At 36.1% G+C, this 23,791-nt stretch carries 20 protein-coding genes; 1 reads left to right on the forward strand and 19 read right to left on the reverse strand.

What is annotated here, in order from left to right; translation table 11 throughout:
* Positions 1-19: 19 nt before the first annotated feature.
* Both ACTQ5K_RS16520 and ACTQ5K_RS16525 read right to left on the reverse strand, forming a co-directional pair.
* On the reverse strand, positions 20-811 hold the full coding sequence (locus ACTQ5K_RS16520; protein ID WP_251628602.1) for a hypothetical protein: 792 nt from the start codon (positions 809-811) through the stop codon (positions 20-22).
* Positions 812-991: 180 nt separating this feature from the next.
* Positions 992-1,729: a hydrolase gene (locus ACTQ5K_RS16525; RefSeq protein ID WP_349204106.1), complete on the reverse strand. Its 738-nt coding sequence runs from the start codon at positions 1,727-1,729 to the stop codon at positions 992-994.
* A gap of 285 nt (positions 1,730-2,014) precedes the next feature.
* On the opposite strand from ACTQ5K_RS16525, the gene ACTQ5K_RS16530 reads away from it, so the two are divergent.
* Positions 2,015-2,206 carry a YjzD family protein gene (locus ACTQ5K_RS16530; protein ID WP_031538202.1) on the forward strand — a complete coding sequence of 64 codons (192 nt, stop codon included), beginning with the start codon at positions 2,015-2,017 and terminating at the stop codon, positions 2,204-2,206.
* Positions 2,207-2,424: 218 nt separating this feature from the next.
* Here the strand turns inward: ACTQ5K_RS16530 and clpB are convergent, their stop codons facing one another.
* From clpB to ACTQ5K_RS16615, 17 genes are all read right to left on the reverse strand, one after another.
* Entirely contained in the window at positions 2,425-5,025 is a 2,601-nt protein-coding gene (gene clpB / locus ACTQ5K_RS16535; protein WP_031538201.1) for an ATP-dependent chaperone ClpB, read from the reverse strand.
* A 262-nt stretch (positions 5,026-5,287) separates the two neighbouring features.
* Positions 5,288-5,467, reverse strand: coding sequence for a YjzC family protein (locus ACTQ5K_RS16540; protein WP_031538200.1), 180 nt, complete (start codon positions 5,465-5,467; stop codon positions 5,288-5,290).
* 500 nt (positions 5,468-5,967) lie between these two features.
* Positions 5,968-6,915: an ornithine carbamoyltransferase gene (argF, locus tag ACTQ5K_RS16545; protein ID WP_396953883.1), complete on the reverse strand. Its 948-nt coding sequence runs from the start codon at positions 6,913-6,915 to the stop codon at positions 5,968-5,970.
* A complete protein-coding gene (locus ACTQ5K_RS16550; protein WP_441131376.1) occupies positions 6,912-10,034 on the reverse strand; it encodes a carbamoyl phosphate synthase large subunit in 3,123 nt (1,040 codons plus the stop codon). The genes argF and ACTQ5K_RS16550 overlap by 4 nt, the downstream gene beginning before the upstream one ends.
* On the reverse strand, positions 10,027-11,109 hold the full coding sequence (locus ACTQ5K_RS16555; RefSeq protein ID WP_031538197.1) for a carbamoyl phosphate synthase small subunit: 1,083 nt from the start codon (positions 11,107-11,109) through the stop codon (positions 10,027-10,029). Before ACTQ5K_RS16555 ends, ACTQ5K_RS16550 begins: the two co-directional genes overlap by 8 nt.
* 79 nt (positions 11,110-11,188) lie before the next feature.
* Positions 11,189-12,346, reverse strand: a complete 1,158-nt coding sequence (locus ACTQ5K_RS16560) for an acetylornithine transaminase (protein WP_251628597.1) — start codon at positions 12,344-12,346, stop codon at positions 11,189-11,191.
* Positions 12,343-13,116: an acetylglutamate kinase gene (argB, locus tag ACTQ5K_RS16565; RefSeq protein ID WP_251628612.1), complete on the reverse strand. Its 774-nt coding sequence runs from the start codon at positions 13,114-13,116 to the stop codon at positions 12,343-12,345. The genes ACTQ5K_RS16560 and argB overlap by 4 nt, the downstream gene beginning before the upstream one ends.
* Before the next feature lie 10 nt (positions 13,117-13,126).
* Positions 13,127-14,371 carry a bifunctional ornithine acetyltransferase/N-acetylglutamate synthase gene (gene argJ / locus ACTQ5K_RS16570; protein ID WP_031538193.1) on the reverse strand — a complete coding sequence of 415 codons (1,245 nt, stop codon included), beginning with the start codon at positions 14,369-14,371 and terminating at the stop codon, positions 13,127-13,129.
* Between the two features lie 12 nt (positions 14,372-14,383).
* Positions 14,384-15,418: an N-acetyl-gamma-glutamyl-phosphate reductase gene (argC, locus tag ACTQ5K_RS16575; protein WP_031538192.1), complete on the reverse strand. Its 1,035-nt coding sequence runs from the start codon at positions 15,416-15,418 to the stop codon at positions 14,384-14,386.
* Between the two features lie 478 nt (positions 15,419-15,896).
* Entirely contained in the window at positions 15,897-16,613 is a 717-nt protein-coding gene (locus ACTQ5K_RS16580; RefSeq protein ID WP_031538188.1) for a LutC/YkgG family protein, read from the reverse strand.
* Positions 16,610-18,040 carry a LutB/LldF family L-lactate oxidation iron-sulfur protein gene (locus tag ACTQ5K_RS16585; protein ID WP_031538187.1) on the reverse strand — a complete coding sequence of 477 codons (1,431 nt, stop codon included), beginning with the start codon at positions 18,038-18,040 and terminating at the stop codon, positions 16,610-16,612. The genes ACTQ5K_RS16580 and ACTQ5K_RS16585 overlap by 4 nt, the downstream gene beginning before the upstream one ends.
* A gap of 20 nt (positions 18,041-18,060) precedes the next feature.
* Positions 18,061-18,780 (reverse strand): (Fe-S)-binding protein, encoded by a 720-nt coding sequence (locus ACTQ5K_RS16590; RefSeq protein ID WP_031538186.1) that lies wholly within the window; start codon positions 18,778-18,780, stop codon positions 18,061-18,063.
* Between the two features lie 156 nt (positions 18,781-18,936).
* Positions 18,937-19,659 (reverse strand): FadR/GntR family transcriptional regulator, encoded by a 723-nt coding sequence (locus tag ACTQ5K_RS16595; RefSeq protein WP_441994086.1) that lies wholly within the window; start codon positions 19,657-19,659, stop codon positions 18,937-18,939.
* Positions 19,660-19,716: 57 nt separating this feature from the next.
* Positions 19,717-20,985, reverse strand: coding sequence for a molybdopterin molybdotransferase MoeA (locus ACTQ5K_RS16600; protein ID WP_284561072.1), 1,269 nt, complete (start codon positions 20,983-20,985; stop codon positions 19,717-19,719).
* Between the two features lie 39 nt (positions 20,986-21,024).
* Entirely contained in the window at positions 21,025-22,038 is a 1,014-nt protein-coding gene (moaA, locus tag ACTQ5K_RS16605; RefSeq protein WP_284561073.1) for a GTP 3',8-cyclase MoaA, read from the reverse strand.
* A 120-nt stretch (positions 22,039-22,158) separates the two neighbouring features.
* Positions 22,159-22,467: a metal-sulfur cluster assembly factor gene (locus tag ACTQ5K_RS16610; protein WP_031538181.1), complete on the reverse strand. Its 309-nt coding sequence runs from the start codon at positions 22,465-22,467 to the stop codon at positions 22,159-22,161.
* 127 nt (positions 22,468-22,594) lie between these two features.
* Positions 22,595-23,374 carry an alpha/beta fold hydrolase gene (locus tag ACTQ5K_RS16615; protein WP_284561074.1) on the reverse strand — a complete coding sequence of 260 codons (780 nt, stop codon included), beginning with the start codon at positions 23,372-23,374 and terminating at the stop codon, positions 22,595-22,597.
* Positions 23,375-23,791: the final 417 nt, after the last annotated feature.

The raw sequence follows: 23,791 nt of genomic DNA on the forward strand, positions 1-23,791 counted from the left end.
TATTACTCCTATAACACTATTAAATTCTATATAATAAATGGTGCTTTTTCTGTTTATCTAAGTTCTCTGAAATACTGCGTTTATTTATTACTATTATCTCTTCTAATCCTTTTAAATTTTCTATATCTTTATGAACGCTTTTAGGTACATTCCATTTTAAATGTTCTAAGCATCTTTGCCAATGGTTTATTACATTACTTTTTAATAGAATATCCTTATTTTGTCCTTTATTTGTCTGTTTTACTACTTCCGATACAGCATCTTCGATATAAATCGCATCTGTAGGATATTCTCGTAAACCTATGCGAACAGCATCCTTTTCATTTCCTTCTACTAGCTGCTGAAACAAAAAATCCCTTGGCTGCCATGGCCCATATAATGTGGGCATATGTATCATCTGAATCATATAGCCTCCAAGGTCATCTCTAATGGAAGAAAGTAATTCTCTTTCTTTTTCTATTGCCATAATATTTACTAAGAAAACAAGTTTTTTATTAAAAAGCAATTCTTTATCACTACAGTCAAAAATGTGCCTTTTCATTGTTCTATACAAGGATTGTAGGCTTTCTATTGTATATAGGTCAAAAAAAAGATGGTCAATGCTTGCATCTTGGAGTATAGATCCAAGTTGATCCCAGCTTATTTCACTAAAATTTGCATTTCTGCCTATTTCCATTCTTTTATCTTCTATATCAGCTATATTTATATGCGGGAAAGATACACCTATTATCTCCTCTCCCTCTTCTAATAGTGCTCCACATATATGAAAACCGAGGAATTGATATGCACCGAATACTACTGCCTTCTTCATTAAAAAGCCTCCCATAAATAATTACTTAATGTATTCATATGCATGTAAAAAGGTAAATATTTCGAAGTACTTTAGGAACCATACAGTCAAAAATCATACACAGGATTACTTAGTTTCATGAAAGAAAAGCGAAAGATGTTGTTCGTTTAACATATGCTCAATTGAACAACATCTTTTCTTCTAAAGTTTTTTTTCATACTTTCTAAAAAAAGAAGCAATTTGTTTCGGCATTGCACTTCGTTTTTCTGGTAGAACATAGGAGACAAAAATCGGCAAACTTTTTTCTTCCCAAATAGCAGAAGCTTTTTTTAATGCATGGGATTGATAATAGGACCTACCATTGTGGAGGATTTGAATGATTTTTGTCGGTGTATCAGTCTCCTCTAGCTGGTACTCCTTTTTATCCTTTAATAACTCCATTAATTCATGCCTATTTGTATTAAAAGCAATACTGATTTCATTGGTTAACTTCTTAATAAAAAACTTATGCTCTTTTTCCCTTTCTAAATGCTCCTTTAAAGATAGAATAGGGTTTAACAGAACAACAGATCGAATATTATCCTTCATTTCCATCATTAAGCGAATAGCTGTTAAGGCACCCATACCTTCTGCAATAATATGAATTCTTTGATTCAGTATCTCTGTACGAATAATATGTTCATATAGTCTTTTAGCCATCTGCAAAGCTTTTTCACTACCCCAATTTTTTCCATATAAATTGGAATAAAAAATGGTATAGCCATTATCCAGCAATGATTCAATTAAGGTTCTCTTTCCCTCATTTTGGTTCCAAAAACTATTTGTATCTGTAACAAAATTCCTTTCGTCTCCAATAATTAAGATACCGAAACCATTAGGTCGATGAGGATAATGTATCATGTTCCATTCGGTATCTAACTGGAAGTTCCGGTTCTCCATCTTAAAAACTCCTTTTTAGCATTTTCCTTTTAATAATGTATGTCTCTTTTATTAAAATGTAAGGGAGTTTGCCTATATTCCAAGAAGAAATGCGGAGTTACACGACCAAATGACATTGATTTTTCTCATCTCTCCTCCCTTAAAAATAATCATTGCATATATGGGAAGACAATTTATATGATGAAAAAGTGAAGAATTTAAGAAAGCTATATCATTCACATTTATTATTTATCTACTATGTGGTAAGATGAGTATGATTAGCAAGCTATAAAGAGGTGATTTCGGTTGCGTTACATAATGACAATTTTTTGGACATTTTTACTTGCTCAAATGTTAGTTTATGTTGTTGGTTCAATGAATGGGGTTCCTTTTGACTTTTCAATGGGAATGATTCTAACAGCTGTCTTTTCCGTAGTAGTTTTCATTCTATCAGCCCTTATTCCAAATGAACCTACTCATGAAGAAGGTTCCCATTAAGAATATGTCACTGTAGTAAATGGTGTTTAAATAATATATTCAATTAGGGGGGAATTCCCTAGTTCGTATATTTATTTAAACACCTTTTTAGTATGGTAACAATAAAGGTAATGTTCTAGCGTCAAAGCAGAAAACTTATGGTTTTTATACTGTAAAAAAGCAGCCTAAAATATCGTTTTCTTTCTATATTTTAGGCTGCTTAGACGAAGGTAAAATCTTTATTCCTTACGTTTTAACACAATATGTTCGTTTTCTTCATCAATCTGTACATGATCATTTTCTTTTATTTTTCCGCCAATGATGTCTTTCGCTAATAATGTTTCAATCGTCTTTTGCAAAAATCTTCTAAGCGGTCTTGCTCCAAATTTAGGGTCAAAGCCATTTTTCGCCACAAATTCTTTCGCTTTGTCTGTCATTTCAATGGTTATATGCTGATCAGTAAGCCGTCCTTGTAATTGATCAACAAGCTTTGAAACAATGTCCTTAATATTCGCTAATGTTAATGGCTTAAATAAGATAACCTCATCTATTCTGTTTAAAAACTCTGGTCTAAAATGACCATTTAATTGTGCCATTACTCCATCTCTAATTTCTTTGGGAATCTCATTTGCATCTCCAGTTTCTAATAATAAATGGGAACCAATATTAGATGTCATAATAATTACGGTATTTTTAAAATCGACCGTCCTACCCCTTGAATCTGTTATTCTTCCATCATCAAGAACTTGAAGCAAAATATTGAATACCTCTGGATGAGCTTTTTCCACCTCGTCTAAAAGAACAACAGAGTAAGGCTTTCTTCTAATTGCTTCTGTTAACTGACCGCCCTCTTCATACCCTATATATCCAGGAGGAGCTCCAATTAAACGAGATACGGCATGTTTCTCCATATACTCAGACATATCAATACGAATCATTTGTTCCTCACTATCAAATAGGGTTGCTGCTAATGTTTTAGCTAGTTCTGTTTTCCCAACCCCGGTAGGTCCTAAAAATAAGAAGGAACCAATTGGTCTATTCGGATCCTTTATTCCAGCTCTTGCTCTTAATACAGCATCACTAACTAGCTCAACTGCCTCTGATTGCCCAACCACTCTTTCTTGCAGAATTGCTTCTAAACGTAAAAGCTTTTCTCGTTCTTTCTCTACTAATTTGGAGACAGGAATACCAGTCCATCTGGCAACAATATTAGCGATTTCTTCTTCGGTAACTTCTTCTCGAAGAAGACGATTTTCCTGCTCTTGTTTCGCTTGACCTTCCATTTCTTTAATTTCTTTCTCTAATTTTGGAATACTTCCATGTCTTAACTCAGCCGCTTTATTTAAATCATAGTTATTTTCTGCATCCTCTAACTCTCTCTTTTTCCGTTCGAGCTGTTCTTTTTTCTCCTGAATGGATTGCAAAGCATCTTTTTCATGTTGCCATTTAGCCTTTAATGCATTCGAACTTTCTCTTAAATTCGCTAGTTCTTTCGCAATAATAGCCAATCTCTCTTTACTTTGGATATCTTCTTCCCCATGTAATGCGGCTTCTTCAATTTCGAGCTGCATAATTTTTCTTGTCAGCTCATCAATTTCAATCGGCATGGAGTCTATCTCGGTACGAATCATCGCACATGCTTCATCAATTAAATCAATTGCTTTGTCTGGCAAGAAACGTTCTGTTATATACCGATCAGATAAAGTAGCCGCTGCAATGATAGATCGATCTTGAATATTAACACCATGATGGATTTCAAATCTTTCTTTTAGCCCTCTTAAAATAGCAATTGTATCTTCTACTGTTGGCTCCGATACAAGAACCTGCTGAAAACGACGCTCCAGTGCAGGATCTTTTTCAATATACTGGCGATGTTCATCTAATGTTGTAGCACCAATACAATGAAGTTCCCCTCTTGCCAGCATCGGTTTAAGCATATTCCCTGCATCCATTGCTCCATCTGTTTTGCCTGCCCCAACTATCGTATGCAATTCATCAATAAATAAAACGATACGTCCATCGCTATTTTTCACTTCCTGTAAAACAGCCTTTAGACGCTCCTCAAATTCCCCTCTAAATTTTGCTCCTGCCACTAATGCTCCCATATCTAAAGAAAATATCGTTTTATCCTTTAATCCTTCAGGTACATCTTTTCGGACAATTCGTTGTGCCAGCCCTTCCACAATAGCTGTTTTACCCACACCTGGTTCACCAATTAAGACGGGATTATTTTTAGTTTTTCTTGATAAAATTCGAATGACATTCCGGATTTCATTATCTCGCCCAATTACTGGGTCAAGCTTCCCCAGCTTTACTTCATCCACGAGATCTCTGCCATATTTACTAAGTACTTCATATGTTGCTTCTGGATTCTTGCTAGTCACTTTCTGTGTCCCCCTTATCTCTTTTATTGCTTTTTTCATTTCTTCAAATGGAATACCCTCTTTTTTGAATATCGTTCCTACCGTTGATTTTTCTATTTTATATGTGGCGAGAATTAGATGCTCTACGGACAAATACTCATCTTCCCATGCAAGCATCTCTTCTTCTGCTTTCGTTAAAAGCTGTTGCAAACCAGCTGTTATATAGACTGTTCCCTGTTCGGAACCACTTAAGGATACTTGTGGCTTTTTCTGTAATTCTTTTGTTAATTTATCCAAAATCCTATTCGGTTCTATTTGTAGTTTTTGTAGTATAGAAGTCAATAAATTATCTTGCTGATGAAGAATAGCCAAAAACAAATGGATATCATCTATTTCTTGATGACTTTCCTTTATTGCAAGGGATTGTGCTTCTGTTATTGCTAACTGGACTCTTTCTGTCATCTGTTCTACATTCATTTTACAAGACTCCTTTTGACCTTTTTTGACCTTTGATTTTATTATAGTATATTTTATCCATATGTAAAGGGATCTCTCTTATACAAAGAGTAATGTTCAACATAATGATATCTCAATGGAGATATTTATCATGAAGCTGACTCTTTAAGAGAAATCCCTTTTATTAAGCATCTATTTGTTGATTTTCTGCTGAAATCAACAAAATGTTAAATCCAAAATGGTTTCACATGAAAGTATTTTGAATCGAATAACTACTTATTTATTATGGTCTTCTTTGATAGGACCATAATCGATTATGGTTGGACGTTTCTGGAAAGCGATCTCCTGCTTTCATTTTTAACTTTTGAGGGTTATTTACGTTACTTCCGGTTTCACCAATTTCTATATATAAACCATTGTTTGGTGCCTTTTGCCCTGGACGAAACTGTCTATTTTGACCCAAAATAAACTCCTCCTTTATCCATTACCATTTGAGCAGTTAAGTAAACACGAAGAGAAAGTTGATATTACTTAACTGCTATTAGTATGGCCTTTTTTCAAATGAAAATTACGGAAAATAATTACTGGTATTGAAGTTGGTTAGTTATAAATTGTTTACACATACTAAAGATAGTATTTCCACAGAAAAAGACGATTAACAATGGTTAATCGTCAAAGACTGTAGACAAACTCCGAAATTTTAGAGAACAGACGTTTTTCTATAGTATATTTACTAATCTCTTCGAATAAGATGTTGCTTTCCGCTACAGGGGTTCGCTTTCCGTGGGGCTCGCGCTGAGCCGCTTCGGCCTACAGCCTGCAGGGTCTCAGCTGTCTCGCTAATCCCACAGGAGTCTCACCCCTTCCACTCCAAGCAACGGATATAAATTTAATTTATCTTTTTAAAAATCTTTTTGTCGACTAACTGAGACGATTAACAATAGTTAATCGTCAAGGACTTTTTCATTTTAAAATTTCCACTAATAGTGCTTTTTGTGCATGCAATCTATTTCCTGCCTGTTGAAAGACATATGAATGATTCCCGTCAATAATTTCTGTTGTTACTTCTTCTTCTCGATGGGCTGGTAAACAGTGTAAGAAGATATAATCCGCTTTTGCATGCTTCACTAAGTCTGCATTAATTTGAAAGCCTTGGAAATCCTTTAAACGCTGTTCGTTTTCCGCTTCCTGTCCCATGCTGGTCCATACATCCGAGTATATGGCATCTGCTTGGTGGACAGCTTCCACTGGATCATTTGTAAGGACAATCTCACTGCCGCTTGCTTCAGCAAAAGAATAAGCTAATTCTGCCACTTTTGTATCTACTTCATAATTTTTCGGTGTAGCAACGGAAATATCAATCCCTACCTTTGAGCATGCTACTAGCAAGGAATGGGCAACATTATTTCCATCACCAATATAGGCAAGCTTTAAACCTTTTAAAGTCCCTTTCACTTCTAATATCGTAAGCAGGTCTGCTAATGCCTGGCAAGGATGATACAAATCCGTTAACCCATTAATCACTGGGATTGTTGCATGCTCTGCTAATTCTTCCACAATTGAGTGAGAAAATGTACGAATCATAATCCCATCCACATATTGTGATAGAACTTTTGCGGTATCAGAAATAGTTTCTCCTCTTCCGATTTGGAGGTCACGACTATTTAGATAAAGGGCATGACCTCCTAGCTGATGCATGCCTGCTTCAAAGGATACTCTTGTTCTTGTAGATGATTTCTCAAAAATCATTCCCAATGTTTTCCCTTGAAGAGGAGCAAATAATTCTCCATTCAAGTGCGCTTCCTTTATTGTCTTTGCCTTATCGAGTAATTCAAGAATCGTTTCTTTTGAATAATCAGCTAATGTTAATAAATCTTTTCCCTTTAAATTTAAATCGGATGCGATCATCATACCGTACTCACTCCTTTTTTTATCTCTTCATGCCATTCCTGAATGGAATGAACAGTTAATTCGTTCTCTTTGAAAGAGGTAATAAATGCCTCTAAGCTTTCCTTTTGTGTAAAAGTAATTATCCGATTTCTTGTAGCTAATTCACGAGATAATTTATCTTCTTTTAAATTTGTTGGATTGTAAAAAGCAACTGTTCTCTTATCCTTTAATAACGATTCAACCGTATTATTATCAGCCATTTTTACAGAAAGCTGTACCTGTTCAGCCACTTTATAAATCGCCTCTAAGTCTTCTGTCGTTTTTACAACTACTTTCATTTCATGTTTCGGCATTTTCTTTAAGGTAGGATGAAAGACTTTTTTCAAAGCCTTTTCAACAGTGGAAGCAAGTGCAATCCCCTCGCCTGTTGAACGCATTTCTGGTCCTACTTTAGAATCTAAGCCCTTTAAAGCATAATTGGAATAAACAGGGTACTTGACACAAGTAAATTTAATATCATCGGTAAACGTCTTTTCTTCTTCAGTGAAAGCATATTTCCCAAGCAATATTTTTGTCGCAATTTGTACTAGTGGCACCCCAGTTACTTTACTTACAATCGGAACGGTGCGACTGGCACGAGGATTAACTTCAAGCACATAAACCTCTTCGTTATTAATAATATATTGGATATTCATTAACCCTTTATAACCTGTATGTCTTACAATTTTTTTAGCATAAGTAATCATTTTTTCTTTTATGTTTAACGATAAATTTCTAGCAGGTAATAATGATAGACTATCGCCTGAATGTACTCCTGTTTTCTCAATATGCTCCATAATAGTTGGAACACAAATATCGACTCCATCAGTGGCCAAATCCAATTCTGCCTCAGATGCCTCCATAAATTGATCAACAAGCACTGGATATGGTACATCTGTTTGCAAATATAATTGTAATGCATCTTCATCATTAATACGTTCCATTCCTTTGCCGCCAATAACGTAAGATGGACGGATTAGAACTGGAAAACCTATTTTCTGCACTGATTGTATAATCTGCGCTTCACTTTCCGCTATATCTCCTTGAATATGCGGTATATCTTCTTCTTCTAAAAGCTTATAAAATAAATCCCGATCTTCTAACACATCAATGGTACTGCTGTTTGATCCCAGAATACGAACACCGTATGCTTCTAGCTCTTTTGCAACATTAAGTGCTGTTTGACCACCTAATTGTACAATGACATCCTTGATTCCCTCTGATTCGATAACATTCATAATATCCTCTACTACTAATGGTTCAAAATACAGGCGGTCTGCAGTAGCAAAATCAGTACTGACGGTCTCAGGATTGTTATTAATAATAATCGTTTCAATTCCTTCTTCTTTTAAAGCAAATACTCCATGAACAGAGCAATAATCAAATTCTATTCCTTGCCCAATTCTTATTGGTCCACTACCAATAACAAGCACTTTTCGTTTATCACTTTTATTTTGTTCATTATCTCCATAGTAGCTGGAATAATAATAATTTGTCTTTGCTTCAAACTCAGCCGCACATGTATCCACCATTTTATAAATAGGGAGCACAGCAAATTGTTTACGTTTTGCTCGAATCTCTTTTTCAGAGCAATTCCAAGCACTGGCTAAAAAGGCATCACTAAACCCTTTTTCTTTCCACTTCCATAACTCCTTTTTTGTTACTGTTTGGAGCGAAGAATGGATTATTTCTTTTTCCATATCTATTAATCTTTTAAAATTATGCAGGAAAAACAAGTCGATTTTTGTTATATCATGGATTTTAGTAACTGACTCTGACTTTCTAATAAGTTCGAGAATGACAAAAAATCTTTCATCTGTTTGTTCGAGCATTTTTGCATATAACGCTTCAACAGACATCTCGTTTAATCCAGGTAACGTTAAATCGTTCCCTTTTATTTCAAGGGAGCGAATTGCTTTTAATAAAGCCCGCTCCATATTCCGATCTATTCCCATTACTTCTCCTGTTGCCTTCATTTGTGTTCCTAGTTTTCTTGATACAGCAGGAAATTTATCAAATGGCCATTTAGGAATCTTAACAACTACATAATCTAATGCTGGTTCAAAACTTGCAAATGTATCGCCGGTAACCGGATTTATCAGTTCATTTAGCGTGTAACCAACTGCCAATTTTGCAGCCATTCTTGCAATCGGATAGCCAGTAGCTTTAGAAGCTAAGGCAGATGATCTGCTTACTCTTGGATTTACTTCAATTAAATAATATTTCTTGCTGTTCGGGTCTAATGCAAATTGGATATTGCATCCGCCAATTATTCCTAATGCAGAAATGATTTTAATAGAAGCAGAACGAAGCATTTGATATTCTACATCTGTCAATGTTTGAGATGGAGCAATAACAATGCTGTCACCAGTGTGGATTCCAACTGGATCGATGTTTTCCATATTGCAAATGGTAATACATGTATTCATGCTATCTCGCATTACCTCATATTCTACTTCCTTAAAGCCAGCAATACTTCTTTCCACTAAGCATTGACCAATTGCGCTTTCTTTCAAGCCACCAGTTACAAGATTAGTGAAATCTTCCATATTTTCAGCAATGCCGCCACCTGTTCCGCCTAGCGTATAGGCAGGGCGTACAATGATAGGGAAACCTATTTCATTGGCAAAGTCTACAGCTTCTTCTACTTTATGAACAATTTTGCTTTCTGGTACTGGCTCATTTAAGTGATACATTAATTCTCTAAACGCTTCTCTATCTTCTCCTTTTTTAATCGATTCGATAGAGCTTCCCAGTAATTTCACTTGATACTTTTCTAAAATGCCTTGTTCACTAAGTTGAAATGCAAGATTTAATCCTGTTTGGCCCCCTAAAGTTGCAAGGATTCCATCAGGCTTTTCTTTTTGAATAATCATTTCTAATACATCTACTGTCAATGGTTCGAAATATATCGAATCTGCAAATGTTTCATCTGTCATGATTGTAGCTGGATTATTATTAACAAGTATGACTTTATATCCTTCTTCCTTTAAAGCCATGCATGCTTGTGTACCAGCATAATCAAATTCTGCTGCCTGACCAATTACAATTGGTCCTGATCCTATTACAAGTATAGTATTTATCGTCGTGTCTTTAGGCATATGCAAAAACTCTCCCATTATTTGCTTTAACGTCTTCTATAAATTCATCAAATACATAACAACCTTCAGAAGGTCCTGGATTCGCCTCTGGATGAAACTGAACAGTTTGCAATGGATACATGCTATGAGACAGTCCCTCTACCGATCCATCGTGAAGATTATAAAATCTTGCTTCACAGCCAGTAGCAGTTAAACTTTCTTCTTTCACTACATAGCTATGATTTTGTGAGGACATAATCACCCTCTTTTTCTTTCGATCCATTACAGGATGATTGGCTCCTCTATGTCCAAATGATAGTTTAGTTGTTTCTGCCCCAAGTGCTAATGCTGCAAGCTGATGCCCTAAGCATATACCAAGTGTTGGATAATGCGTAATCAACGCTTTAATGGTTGGCAAAATCCCCTCTAATTCCTTCGGGTCCCCTGGTCCATTGGAAAGAAGAATTCCATCAGGTTGTAATGATTTAATACTTGTAAATTCTGTATTATATGGTACTACCGTCACTTTACATTCACGTTCTAATAATGCCGTTAACATGCTTTCTTTTTTTCCGAAATCAACGAGGACAATATGATATTCTCCCTGTCCATATGTTTTAAAATTCTTATCTGAAACTTTTGCTACTTTTCCATCTTCCTTTAAAGAAAAGGTATTACTAGTAATCTCTTTTTCTGCAGTCATAACTGCAGGCATGGAACCCGATTGTCTTATATTTTTGACAATCGATCGAGTATCCACATGTGTAAGCATCGGTATATCCCATTTGTTCAAATAATCCTGTAGTGAATATTCAGCCTGATAATGATAAGCCTCGCTATTTGATTCATAAACAATAACACCCGCTACATGTGGCTGTTTGCTCTCAAAATCTTCCTTATTGATTCCATAATTTCCGATTAGCGGATACGTAAATACGATTATTTGATCCTTATACGAAGGGTCTGTTAATACTTCCTGATACCCAGTCATTCCAGTAAAAAATACGATTTCTCCCTTTACCTCTTTGACTTTTGCCTCTATTGCAAAATCGCCTTTATATTTCACACCATTGCTTAAGTGAAGATAACCTTCCATTGTGTTTACACCTCGATAATGAATGTATAGTTACTCTTTATTTCTTATAATTATACATTATCATGCAAAAAAATACATATTAGATTGTGATTTTCGCATGAATATTTAGATTTTTTTCTAATATCTCTAACGCTTTTTCGAAATCTTCTTGTAGAGTATTAAGACTTGGTAATAATCGTATAACCTTTTCTCCAGCATTTAAAACCATTAATCCTTCTTTTCTTAATTCTCCCAAAATCGAAGCTACTGGCATATCCAGTTCAATTCCAATCATTAATCCTAATCCACGAATATCCTTCACTAGTTGATTTCCAACTAGCTTTTCTTTTAGAACACTAATAATCCATTCACTTTTCTTTTGTACATCATCTAAAAAGGATTGCTGAAAGATGATTTCCATTGTTTTTACGGCTGCGGCCATTGCTAAAGGATTTCCTCCAAATGTTGTTCCATGACTACCTGGTCCGAAAAATTCTTTTAACTTTCCATCTGCAACAATAGCACCTGTTGGTATACCATTTGCCATCCCTTTTGCTAAACTGATAATATCTGGTTTAATTCCAAAATGCTGAAATGCAAAGGCTTTTCCTGTTCTACCAATCCCTGTTTGAATCTCATCAATGATTAGCAAAACGCCTTTTTCTTTGCAAAGTGCTTCTACTCCTTGTAAAAACTCTTTTGAAGCAACAAAAATTCCGCCTTCTCCTTGCACCACCTCAAGCATGACTGCTGCTACATCCTCTGTTAATAGCTGCTGTAAAGCTTCTAAATCATTAAAAGGAACATATTCAAATTTATCTAGCATTGGACCAAATCCCTGCTTGATTTTATCTTGACCCGTTGCGGACATTGTTGCAAATGTTCTTCCATGGAAGGATTGCATAAAAGTTAGAATTTTAGTTTTTCCCGTTGCCTTTCTTGCTAGCTTAATCGCTGCCTCATTTGCTTCTGCCCCACTATTTGCAAAGAAAACAAGATCTAATCCAGACGCATTTGTTAACAGTTCAGCTGCCTTCTCCTGCAATTCTATTGGAAAAAGATTAGAAACATGCCAAAACTTATTTAATTGTTGTTCTACAGACTGTTTTACTTCCGGATGGCAATGACCTAAATTACAAACACCTATCCCTGATGTAAAATCTAAATAAACGCCCCCATCCTTACTATATAAATAGCTTCCTTTAGCTGATTCTGGCTCAATTTCCCATTTTGAATAGGTTGGGAATAAATGACTCATTCTATAATCCCTTCTTTCACAACGATTTTTGTTCCAAGTAAGTCTTCCCCATCAAAAAATTGTTTTTTGCCTGATACAATCATTACACTATTTAAACCACTTTCTAATGCAGCTATGGCAGAAGTAACTTTTGGAATCATTCCACCACTAATCTGACCAGTTTCGATAAAATGATTAATTTCCTCCTGTGCCATTACTGATTGAAGCCTTCCATCTATTAAGATTCCCGCTACATCTGTAACAAAGAGACATTGTTCCGCATGTAAATACTTAGCTACTGCTGATGCCACATAATCTGCATTTATATTTAATTTCCTACCATCCTCTGTAATTCCTAAAGGTGTTATAACTGGGATTAAAGCTTCTTCTAATAAGGTGTAAATCAACCTTGCATTCACCTTTGAAACAGCCCCTACTAAGCCAAGCTTTTCTTCATCAATAATAGATGCATTTATACAATTATCGTCTGTCCCATTAAGACCAATACCATTTAAGCCGTTCTCCCTTAACAACTGAACCAACTTACGATTTGTTTTTCCAGACAGAACCATCTCTACAATTTCCAGTGCCTCTTCTGTTGTCTTACGAAGCCCATTATGAAATGTTGCTTTCACTTGAAAATAATCAAGCATCTCGTTAATGTCTGGACCGCCACCATGTACAAATACTAGCTGATAGCCATTAGCTTTTAGCCTTTTTAAACTAGTAAAAAATTCTGAAGTTAGTTGATCGATTACACTTCCCCCACATTTTATAACAATGGTTTTCATCGATTTCACCTCAGGTTCTGTAGCTAGCATTTATCTTGACATAATCATAAGATAAATCGCAGCCCCATGCTTTTCCTTCGCCATCTCCATTATGCAGATCTACAAATATCTGAATGAAATCCTGATTTAAGTAATTGATTGCCGCTTGCTCTGAAAAGGATTGTGGCTCACTTTCCTTGAGCATAATGATATCCCCAATCGCTATATCTACTCTTTCAGGATTTACTGAAGTTTTGGTTTGACCGATAGCAGTGATAATTCTTCCCCAGTTAGCATCTGACCCATAAATTGCGGTTTTTACTAAGTTGGATCCAACAATTTGTTTGGCAATAACACGTGCTTCATCGTCATTATTACTTCCTGAAACTTTTACCTCCACAAGCTTCGTTGCTCCTTCACCATCTTTTGCAATCTGCTTAGCAAGACTCTCACATGATGTAGCAAGCAGTTCCAAAAAGATTGGGTAATCAGGATGATCTTCTGTAAGTGATTCATTTTTCGCCATTCCATTTGCCATAATTAACACTGTATCATTTGTTGAGGTATCTCCATCCACTGTAATTTGATTAAAAGTGGTTGGAATAACTTTACTTAAAGCACCTTGTAGTACTTCAGACGAAATATTTATATCTGTCGTAATAAAGCCAAGCATTGTTGCCATATTAGGATGTATCATCCCCGATCCTTTTGCTGTTCCTCCCATTGTTACCGTAACCCCATTGATAGTAGCGGCAAAACAGCATTTCTTCATTACTGTATCAGTAGTAAGAATTGCCTCTTGAAAGGCTTCGGCATTTTTCAGCGTGGCATTAAAATCGAAGTTTTTAATGCCTTTTTCAATTTTATCCATTTGTAAATATTCACCAATTACACCTGTAGATGAAACAGCAACATATTCTTCCTTAATATGAAGATAGTCTGCCATCATTTTTCTCATTTGATAGGCATCCTTTAAGCCTTTCTCTCCTGTACATGCATTTGCACATGCACTATTAACTACCACTGCCTGTATTTGCTTTTCCTTTGCAATAGATTCTTGCGTTACTTTTAAAGGTGCAGCTTGAAAATGACTTGTTGTATATACGGCAGCACAATTTGCTGGAACTTCACTTATAATGGCGCCAATATCTTTTTTGTTATATCGAAGTCCTGCGTGCACACCAGCAGCTTTAAAGCCAATCGGAGTGACGATATTTCCATCTTTTATTACTTCAATATGTGATGAATGTTCATGAATATTGTTAATAACCTGCACGTAGGCTCCTCCTTATGGGTAAAGCGGAAGAAACTGTAATCCAGTTGTTTCTTCATAGCCATTCATCACATTTGCATTTTGAATGGCCTGACCCGCAGCCCCTTTCATTAAATTATCAATAACGGATACAATCGTTAACCTTCCTGTACGTTCATCCACATTTATTCCAATATCACAATAATTGGAACCTGTTACTTCTTTAATGGAAGGATAGGTATGAAGTGGTCTCACTCGCACAAAAGGACTATTCTTATACATTTCCATATATAAATCATGCAAATAATCATTTGTGACCATTTTATTTAATGTCGCGTATATAGTTGCCATTAGCCCCCTGCTTGTCGGCAGCAGATGAGTTGAAAAAGTAATAGCTTTCATCTCAGAATTCCATTCAGCTAATTGTTGCTCTATTTCGGGAATATGCTGATGTTGATTCACTTTATAAATTTTAAAATTTTCACTCATTTCAGCAAACATATTAGCCCTAGACGGACTCCTTCCCGCTCCCGATATACCAGATTTCGCATCAACAATGATACTATTTGGTAAAATCATATTTTCTTTCACTACTGGTGCTAATCCTAATAGAGTTGCAGTGGGATAGCATCCTGGGTTCGAAATTCTCTTACTAGAAGCTATATTTTCTTTATTCCATTCGGAAAGACCATATACAAAACTATTGACAAGTTCAGCTGAAACAGGTTCTTTTTGATACCATTTTTGATAATCATCTGTATTCCTTAATCGAAGATCCCCAGATAAATCGACCATTTGTATTTCTTTATCTACGAATTCTTGAACCAATCTTCCAGATACACCTGTAGGAGTAGCAAAAAAAACAATATCACATTCTTTTGCTATTTTTTCTGGATTAATTTGTTCTAATTTATTCTCCATAATATTAAATAAATGGGGATATTCATTCCATACTGGAACTTCATCTCTTGTTGTATGTACAGACTTAATTGTAAATAATGGATGGCTATGCAAAATTCTAATTAATTCCGCACCACCATAGCCAGTTGTACCAATTATAGCTGCCTTCATGACTTCCTCCTTCCGATTGAATAATTGTATATTTAATCATTTTTATTTATAATTATTAATCTAAGATTCTCTTATTATAAAAACTACTGCACATAAAATCAACACTTTTTCATAAAAGTAATAGTTTTCTTATTTTTCTGATAATAATATAGGTAATAGGTTAATGAATTTAATTAGATTGTTTGTGTGGAAAATTTTTAGATGAAGATTGTTGGAATATGTGTGGATCGTATATGCTATTTTGATTATTTCTTCTTTTGTTTGGATCATATCTGCTTATTTTCAATCCTTTCTCCTTTGCTTCGAACACTATATGCATTTCTGCCGGTATCCATTCTACTCGAGAAAATTCTAAGCCCTCTATCTTCATGGAAAAAACTTCACTTTAATCCATAAAGATAGAGAATTTCTTGATTCAACATCAACATCATATGAGGCATTTATCTAGTGGTGTCAGAAATTTTCACAAAAAGCTCATTTATAAATCTTCTACTACTATATAAACAGCTTTTACTGGCCCATGGACCCCAACAACTAAATCCATTTCAATATCAGCTGAGTTACTTGGTCCTGTAATATAGTTAATACAAGACGGAAGCACTTCTCCGTTTTGTACTTTTTCTCTTAAGATTTTTGCTGCCTGCGTCATTCGTGGGACAATCGTGCTTTTTGGAATAATAACCACACTGTTTATAGGTAAAAAACTGACCGTTCTTCCACGATTTTTTCCACTATAAACAACAACTGTACCTGATTCTGCTAAAGTCATTTCACTTATCGTAATTCCAATATTTGCTTTCTCTGCCTTTTCAATATTCTCTTTTCCTAATATTGGGTCCCACTCAAATACCTCGATTTCTTCTTTGGGTAGCTTTTCGTTAAATAATTCCTCGAGTCCATACTGTTGATATCGAACATCCTTCCAAGTAACAATATTTCCGCCACCATACTCTTTAATGAAATGATGCAGTGTATTGGTGAGTTCCTTTTGGGAAGTAATGACTAAATCTGTATGAATAAGCGTACATTGCGATTTTAAAACCTCAACCAGTTCATCCTTCGATGCCTCTTTAAGTACCTCTTCTTGTGGCTGATAGGCCCAACGAGGTTTTTCTAACTTCGTTTTTCTTTGTCTGCCTAATTTAGAAGCAATTGTTTCAAGAAAAGCTTCCCTGTTCTCGATTGTCCCTGTCATTTTTTATCTTCTCCTTTCTCTCGATTCTTGAACCAATCACGGAATCTTTCTTTATTTGGTGCAGGAAGATCGCGAATATCTGTCCATTCTTTTAACATGCCAACACCTTTTGTAATTTTATCGCCTTTTGCTAATGGCTTTGTCACTGCAGGAGCCATTTTAGATCCAATATTATATAGTTTTGGGGAAGATGCTCCAATACCAAAAGCTTTAAAAATCATTTTTTCAGAAATTGGTGCTTTTCCTTCCTTTTCGACAATTACTTGTCTATGCTTATGCAACAACTCATGTAGAGGAATTTTAACAGGACACGCATCTGTACATGCTCCGCAAAGAGTCGAAGCATACGGCAACTCCTTATACTCTTCATAGCCACCTAACAAAGGAGAAAGAACTGCCCCAATTGGTCCGGAGTATATGGAGCCGTATGAATGTCCACCAACCTGTCTGTATACAGGACAAACATTTACACATGCTGCACAACGTATACATTGCAGAACAGATTGGAACTCTCCGCCAAGTATATCCGAGCGGCCATTATCCACAATAACTAGATGAAAGTCCTCTGGTCCGTCCACATCTCCCTCTTCTCTTGGCCCAGTTAGTGTTGTTACATAACTCGTTAGCTTTTGCCCAACAGCACTTCTCGTTAACATCCCAACCAATACTTCCATTTCGGAAAAAGTAGGGACTATCCGTTCCATTCCCATTACAACGACTTGTGTTTTTGGGAGAGCTGCGACTAAGTCTGCATTTCCTTCATTCGTTACGAGCGTAATCGATCCTGTTTCTGCTACAGCAAAATTGCAGCCAGTAATCCCCATATCTGCTGTTAAGTACTCATTTCGAAGCACCTGTCTTGCATGCCATGCTAATTCTTCTGGCTTTTCCGTATTGGTGTAGTTTAGTTTTTTTGTAAACACATCACGGATTTGTTCTTTGTTTTTATGCAAGGCTGGAACAACGATATGGGAAGGGGGATCATGATCATCCACCTGCAAAATGTATTCTCCTAAATCCGTTTCAATAACCTCACATCCAGCCTCCTCCAACTTTTGGTTTAAGGAGATTTCTTCTGTGACCATCGACTTTGCTTTTACTACTTTTTTCACCTTTTTTTCTACAGCTACTTGTTCAATATACTTACTTGCCTCTTCACCGGTTTTCGCAAAAAAGACGTGACCTCCACGCTTTGCTACCTGTTCACTTAGTTCAAATAGATAGTAATCTAGATTTTCTAATACATGCTGACGGATTTCCTCACCATGGGACCGCCATTCCTCCCAATTCCCCATTGCCTCTGTAACTGTGTTTTTTCTTGTCTGAATGGTTTGTTGCGCCTTTGATACAGCACCACGCATAAATTCATTTTCCAACTCTGTTGAAACTCTCTCTTTAAATTTTTGTGAGCTTGTTTTCATCGACATAGCTATTAAATCCCCCCATTTTATTCTCGACTATTTAATACCTCTGCTATATGTAAAGCTTTTATTGCTTTGCCCTTTCGATCCATTCTTCCTCCAATATTCATTAGACAGCCTGCATCTGCACTAACTAAATATTCAGCATTTGTTGATTCGACACAAGCGACTTTTTCATCCACCATCTGTTCTGAAATTTGCCCCATTTTCACCGAAAAGGTCCCCCCAAATCCGCAGCAATTCTCCTTTAATGGCAATTCGGTATATTCCACTCCACGAACATTTTTTAATAGCTTAATAGGAGCTTCCTTTACCCCTAGCAATCTTGTCATATGACAGGATGTATGATAGGTAACCTTCCCGTGAAATGTTGCCCCGACATCTTCTATTTTTAAGACATCTACAATAAACTGTGTTAATTCAAATGTCTTTGTGGCAAGCTCTTTTGCGATTGGCTCCCAGACCGGATCCCCTTTAAAAATATGCTCATATTCATGAAACATATAGGCACAAGAACCAGACGGACAGACAATATATTCTGCATCCTGAAAGGTCTTCATCATTGTTTTCATCGCTTCCTTCGTTTCCTTTACATAGCCACTATTATAGGATGGCTGCCCACAGCATATTTGTGTTGTTGGAAAATCTATTTCACATCCTAATCTTTCTAATAATTCAACTGTTGCTTTCCCAACATCACTTTGAAACATATCAACAAGACAGGTAGCAAATAATGTTACTTTCATTTCAAATCCCCTCTTTCTAGATATACACCATCATTTTCTAAAAGCATATGAACACTAATGAACAGGTCATCTGATGACTTAATAAAATTTTTAAAGCGATTTCAAAACTTTAAATAGTTCTAGTAAACGATTAAAAACAAACACCTACTATTTATGTCACTTCTCCTTTTTAGCAAAATATTTGATTAATATCTCTTCTACATTTTCTAAATGCTGAGTCATGGCACTAACTGCCTTTTCTGATTCTTGATGCAAAATAGCTTGATAGATAAGCAAATGTTCCTCATAAAGCTGAGTCATCGTTGTCTGCTTTGAATATAACCAAATTTGCCTTGTTTCTTTCATCGTTTCTTGCATGAGATCTGATACATTCATCAATAGATTTACGAGCAATGCATTATTTGTCGCTTTAGCTACAGACAGATGAAATTCTAAATCTGCCGCTTCCCCTAATTCCTCTCCTCCATTCGCAGCACTCATCTTCTCTAATGCAGCTTTCATTTCTATTAAGTCTTGATTCGTGCGGTTTTCCGCAGCAGATTTTGCCGCTCCACTTTCAATCATTCTTCTTACTTCCAGTAAATTCATGACATCTTTCTTGTTCATAAGAACCGCTTGGGGAAAAGAAAATACTACTTCCTCTGGATGATATGTTTTTACAAATGTTCCTTCCCCTTGCTTCAGTTCAATTAACCCCTTTGCCTTTAAGGCTGTCAGCGCTTCTCTCATTGCGGAACGACTAACTTGAAAGTTGTCAGCTAATTGCTGAACAGAGGCTAATTTTTCGCCAGACTTCAATTGTCCTTTTTTTATTGCTTCGTACAGAGCATCTGCTACTTCTTCGTATATTTTTTTCGGTTTTATTTGCTTAAATTCCATCTATTCACCTCCTTTAAATAAAAAATTTCCCTTCAGCTAGTTCTTACCCTCGCACTGTTAATTCCAGGGCCATTCAGAGCCTTCTTCCTCTTCCAATAAAAGAACATTTACACGCTCCCCCTTTTGATAACCTGTAGAATTGCTAGGAAGGATCGTTAATGCATTAGCAAAGGCAAGACTTGTTACAATATTCGATTTATCTACACCACTTGGTACGGTATGTAATCCATCCTCTTTCCAACTAACTGTACTACGGAAAAAACGAGTAAAAGCATTGGCTGTCAAAAAATCCTCTCCTAATATTGCAGGTGCAGATTGTAAATGCGGTTTGGAAGAAAAGAGATATCTTCTAATGATTGGTTTTGTAAAAATTTCAAATCCAACATAGCAAGCTGATGGATTCCCTGATAAGCCATATAAAAGTTTGCCATCTAAATGAGCAACCGTTGTCACACTTCCAGGTCTCATCGCAACTTTGTTAAAAAGCACTTCAGCTCCCAGTTCTTTGTAAATAGCTGGAAGCAAATCATAGTCACCAACCGAAACTCCACCGGTTGTAATTAATATGTCTACCGATTCAAGTTTTTCCTTCATCGCTTCATAGCTTACTGTAAATACATCTTGTAATTTTCCAAAATAGACAGGTATTGCTCCTGCTCTTTCTATTTGCGCCATTATCATATAGGCATTACTATTTCTGATTTTTCCTTTTTCTAACGGTTCATCTACTTCTAATAATTCCGTTCCCGTAGCAAATATTCCAATAATCGGCTTTTTAGCAACTGGAACTTTCTCGTAACCAAAAGTAGCTAGAAGCGCCATAATGCCTGGGTTAATTTTTGTTCCTTTTTCTACAAGAACTTTCCCCTTTTTTACATCTTCTCCTTGAAAAGAAAGATTCGTTCCTTTCTCCACTTCATGATCGATTATAATATAAGGCTGATCATATTCTCTGCCCTCTTTAACGACCTCAAACATTACTACTGCATCACAATCACTAGGTAGCATTGCACCTGTCATAATTCTGACAGCCTCATATTCTCCAATTCTTTTTTGACAAACTTGACCAGCACCTATTTCATCAATGACTGATAGTGTAATTGGCTTTTCCTTGCTTGCCCCTTTTAAATCAACAGAGCGTATGGCAAACCCATCATATGCAGACCGATCAAAGGAAGGGACATCATGATTCGCTACAATATCTTCACATAAAAACCTTCCATTGCATTCATAAATAGAGACTTCCTCTTTTTTCCCCTCTTTTGCAAATTTCATTACTCTCATTACAGCTTCCTTTACAGAAATCGGAATTCTTCTTTCTACCACTATTATCACCTTTGATACATATTTATTAATGAATAAAAATCAGCCACCAATATAAGACATTTCGATTTTTTTTCGTAGCTTTGCCGTTTCTTCTGTTCTTTCATCTGAATACCTGTCTGTTCGCTGTTGCCAAATATTCTTGATAAAAGCAGACAAAGCTAAATCATCTGCGCCTTCTCTAATAAAGTCCCGAATACTATGCCCTTTTTCATTAAACAGGCATGTATATAAATAACCATTAGCAGATAGCCTTGCTCTTGTGCAGCTTGTGCAAAAGGATTCAGAAACGGAAGTAATAAAACCGACAAGCACATCGGAATCTTTATATTGATACTTTTTGGCAACTTCTCCAAAGTAATCGGCCTCTACCGGCTCTAAGTCAAAGTTTTCTTGCAATTGCCTATAGATTTCTTTCTTTGTAATGACATCCTTCATCTTCCATCCATTTGTGCTACCAACATCCATGTATTCAATATATCGAAGCTCTAATTCATTTTCTTTGCAATAGGTGGCCATCGGAATTATTTCTGAATCATTCATCCCTTTTTTTACTACCATGTTTATTTTAATTCCTAAGCCAGCTTTTTTAGCTGCTTCTATTCCTTTTTTTACAGGAGTGACGCCTACATTTCTTCCATTCATAGCCCCAAATAATTCATCATTCATACTATCCAAGCTAATATTTACTCGCTTGAGACCAGCCTTTTTTAAATCATTCGCATATTTTGGAAGAAAAATCCCGTTCGTAGTTAAAGCAATATCATGAACACCCTCTAATTGAACAAGCCTTTCAATTAGCAAAGGCAAATCCTTTCGTAACAATGGCTCTCCGCCAGTTAATCTAATTTTTTCGACACCTAACTGAACAAACTGTTTTGCAATTCTTTCTATCTCATCAAAAGTTAATAATTCACTTGGAGGAAGAAAGGGATAATCTGGACCAAAAATTTCTTTAGGCATGCAATATTGACACCGTAAATTACAGCGATCAATAACACTAATGCGTAAATCCCTTAGTGGTCTATCTAGCTGATCCTTCATATTCAATCTCACTCCTTCTTACTAAACGTTCACAAAAATTTCACTTTTAACTATCATACCACTTTTCATAATATACAGTATATTAAAAATAAAGAAAAAAAGAAGGTTTCCCTTCTTCTTAATACGAGCTACTTATCTCACGCCTAAGGCGATTTTTGCATATCTTGACATTCTATCTTTCGTCCAAGCTGGAGACCAGACAATATTTACTTCTGTATCACTTACTTCTGGAATGTCGGTTAAGGCTGCTTTTACTTGATCAACAATAACACCTGCAAGTGGGCATCCCATTGCTGTTAACGTCATCGTTACCACCAATAGACCATCTTCTTTAAGCTCCAAATCGTAAACTAAACCTAAGTTTACAATATCAACACCAAGTTCTGGATCGATTACAAGCTCCAGTGCACCCATTATACTATCTTTTAGTTCTTCATTCATGTGAAGGCACCCCTTATATTTATTTATGGTCAAGCATATTTCCTATCTTCTTCAAGAGAAATTTTATCTTTATAATAACACTATAACAAATAATGATGTCTAGAAAAAAGGATTTGAATCACTCTTTTTACAATCCAGCTTCTAAATGTTTTTCAAACCATTCCACTGTTTTCAGCATAGCACTTCTACTTACTTTATGACCTGTATTTTCTTCCGAAAGATATACTAATCGATCGGGTACTTCCTCATACAGTGGCTTTATATGTTCATAAAACTGATGAGAATAGGAATATGGTACAACTTCATCCTTCTTCCCATGCCAGAACATCAGAGGACGATGCTGTAAAGCTTCTGGTGCCTTGCTTAAATCCAGTTCTTCTAATTGCCTAATTAGCTCCTCGATTTCCCTCTCACTAAGCGGCAGCTCATAGCCTCTTTTTTTCACTTCAGAAATGGTATAGTGAGCAAATTTCTCATAATATGGCATTCCCATCAAACTCACAGCAGTATTAATCCACGGATACTTTTTTAATGCACCTAATGTAACAATCCCGCCCATACTTGTTCCAACAATACCTATATACTTTTCATCAATAAGTTCTTTCTTGCTAAAATAATTTTTTATCTCTTCCATTTCATCAATCGTTTTCATCACAATTTGCCAGAAATTCATCGATAATTCCATAGAGGATAATCCCTGCTCTCGATCTCCGTGATATAAACAATCAGGGAGAACAACGCGAAATCCCTTCTCTGCTAAGTGATAGGCAAAATGGAGATTATGCTCCTTTGCACTGGTAAAGCCGTGTGTAAATTGAATATATGGTCGTTTTTGATCATAGTGGTCTTTTTTTACAATATGCAAAACTGGAATTTCTTCTATATGTAATTTTTCAACCAGAATCATCTCTCGCCCCTCCTTTTTGGAAAAAATAAATAATTCATGTACAATAAAGTGAAACTTTCATCAGTGGGATGCCTTCCCCCACTGATGATTAGTTGAACCAATCGGACCTTTACGGACAGTTCTTCTCCCATTAACCTCTTCGCATTCTCCTACTGCTTAAAGGGGAGAGTTACTGTCCGTTAAGAGTGGGATAAAGTGAAACTTTCATCAGTGGGATGCCTTCCCCCACTGATGATTAGTTGAACCAATCGGACCTTTACGGACAGTTCTTCTCCCATTAACTTCTTCGCATTCTCCTACTGCTTGAAGGGGAGAGTTACTGTCCGTTAAGAGTGGGATAAAGTGAAACTTTCATCAGTGGGATGCCTTCCCCCACTGATGATTAGTTGAACCAATCGGACCTTTACGGACAGTTCT

The sequence above is a fragment of the Niallia sp. Sow4_A1 genome (assembly GCF_052116745.1).
Classification (GTDB): domain Bacteria; phylum Bacillota; class Bacilli; order Bacillales; family Cytobacillaceae; genus Niallia; species Niallia hominis.

Bases quoted from the DNA above. Each gene is read 5' to 3' on its own strand.
- ACTQ5K_RS16520 (WP_251628602.1), bottom strand. From the start codon at position 811: ATGAAGAAGGCAGTAGTATTCGGTGCATATCAATTCCTCGGTTTTCAT.
- ACTQ5K_RS16525 (WP_349204106.1), bottom strand. From the start codon at position 1,729: ATGGAGAACCGGAACTTCCAGTTAGATACCGAATGGAACATGATACAT.
- clpB (WP_031538201.1), bottom strand. From the start codon at position 5,025: ATGAATGTAGAACAGATGACAGAAAGAGTCCAGTTAGCAATAACAGAA.
- argF (WP_396953883.1), bottom strand. From the start codon at position 6,915: ATGATGATCGCATCCGATTTAAATTTAAAGGGAAAAGATTTATTAACA.
- ACTQ5K_RS16550 (WP_441131376.1), bottom strand. From the start codon at position 10,034: ATGCCTAAAGACACGACGATAAATACTATACTTGTAATAGGATCAGGA.
- ACTQ5K_RS16555 (WP_031538197.1), bottom strand. From the start codon at position 11,109: ATGGAAGGTTATCTTCACTTAAGCAATGGTGTGAAATATAAAGGCGAT.
- ACTQ5K_RS16560 (WP_251628597.1), bottom strand. From the start codon at position 12,346: ATGAGTCATTTATTCCCAACCTATTCAAAATGGGAAATTGAGCCAGAA.
- argB (WP_251628612.1), bottom strand. From the start codon at position 13,116: ATGAAAACCATTGTTATAAAATGTGGGGGAAGTGTAATCGATCAACTA.
- argC (WP_031538192.1), bottom strand. From the start codon at position 15,418: ATGAAGGCAGCTATAATTGGTACAACTGGCTATGGTGGTGCGGAATTA.
- ACTQ5K_RS16580 (WP_031538188.1), bottom strand. From the start codon at position 16,613: ATGACAGGGACAATCGAGAACAGGGAAGCTTTTCTTGAAACAATTGCT.
- ACTQ5K_RS16585 (WP_031538187.1), bottom strand. From the start codon at position 18,040: ATGTCGATGAAAACAAGCTCACAAAAATTTAAAGAGAGAGTTTCAACA.
- ACTQ5K_RS16590 (WP_031538186.1), bottom strand. From the start codon at position 18,780: ATGAAAGTAACATTATTTGCTACCTGTCTTGTTGATATGTTTCAAAGT.
- ACTQ5K_RS16595 (WP_441994086.1), bottom strand. From the start codon at position 19,659: ATGGAATTTAAGCAAATAAAACCGAAAAAAATATACGAAGAAGTAGCA.
- ACTQ5K_RS16610 (WP_031538181.1), bottom strand. From the start codon at position 22,467: ATGAATGAAGAACTAAAAGATAGTATAATGGGTGCACTGGAGCTTGTA.
- ACTQ5K_RS16615 (WP_284561074.1), bottom strand. From the start codon at position 23,374: ATGATTCTGGTTGAAAAATTACATATAGAAGAAATTCCAGTTTTGCAT.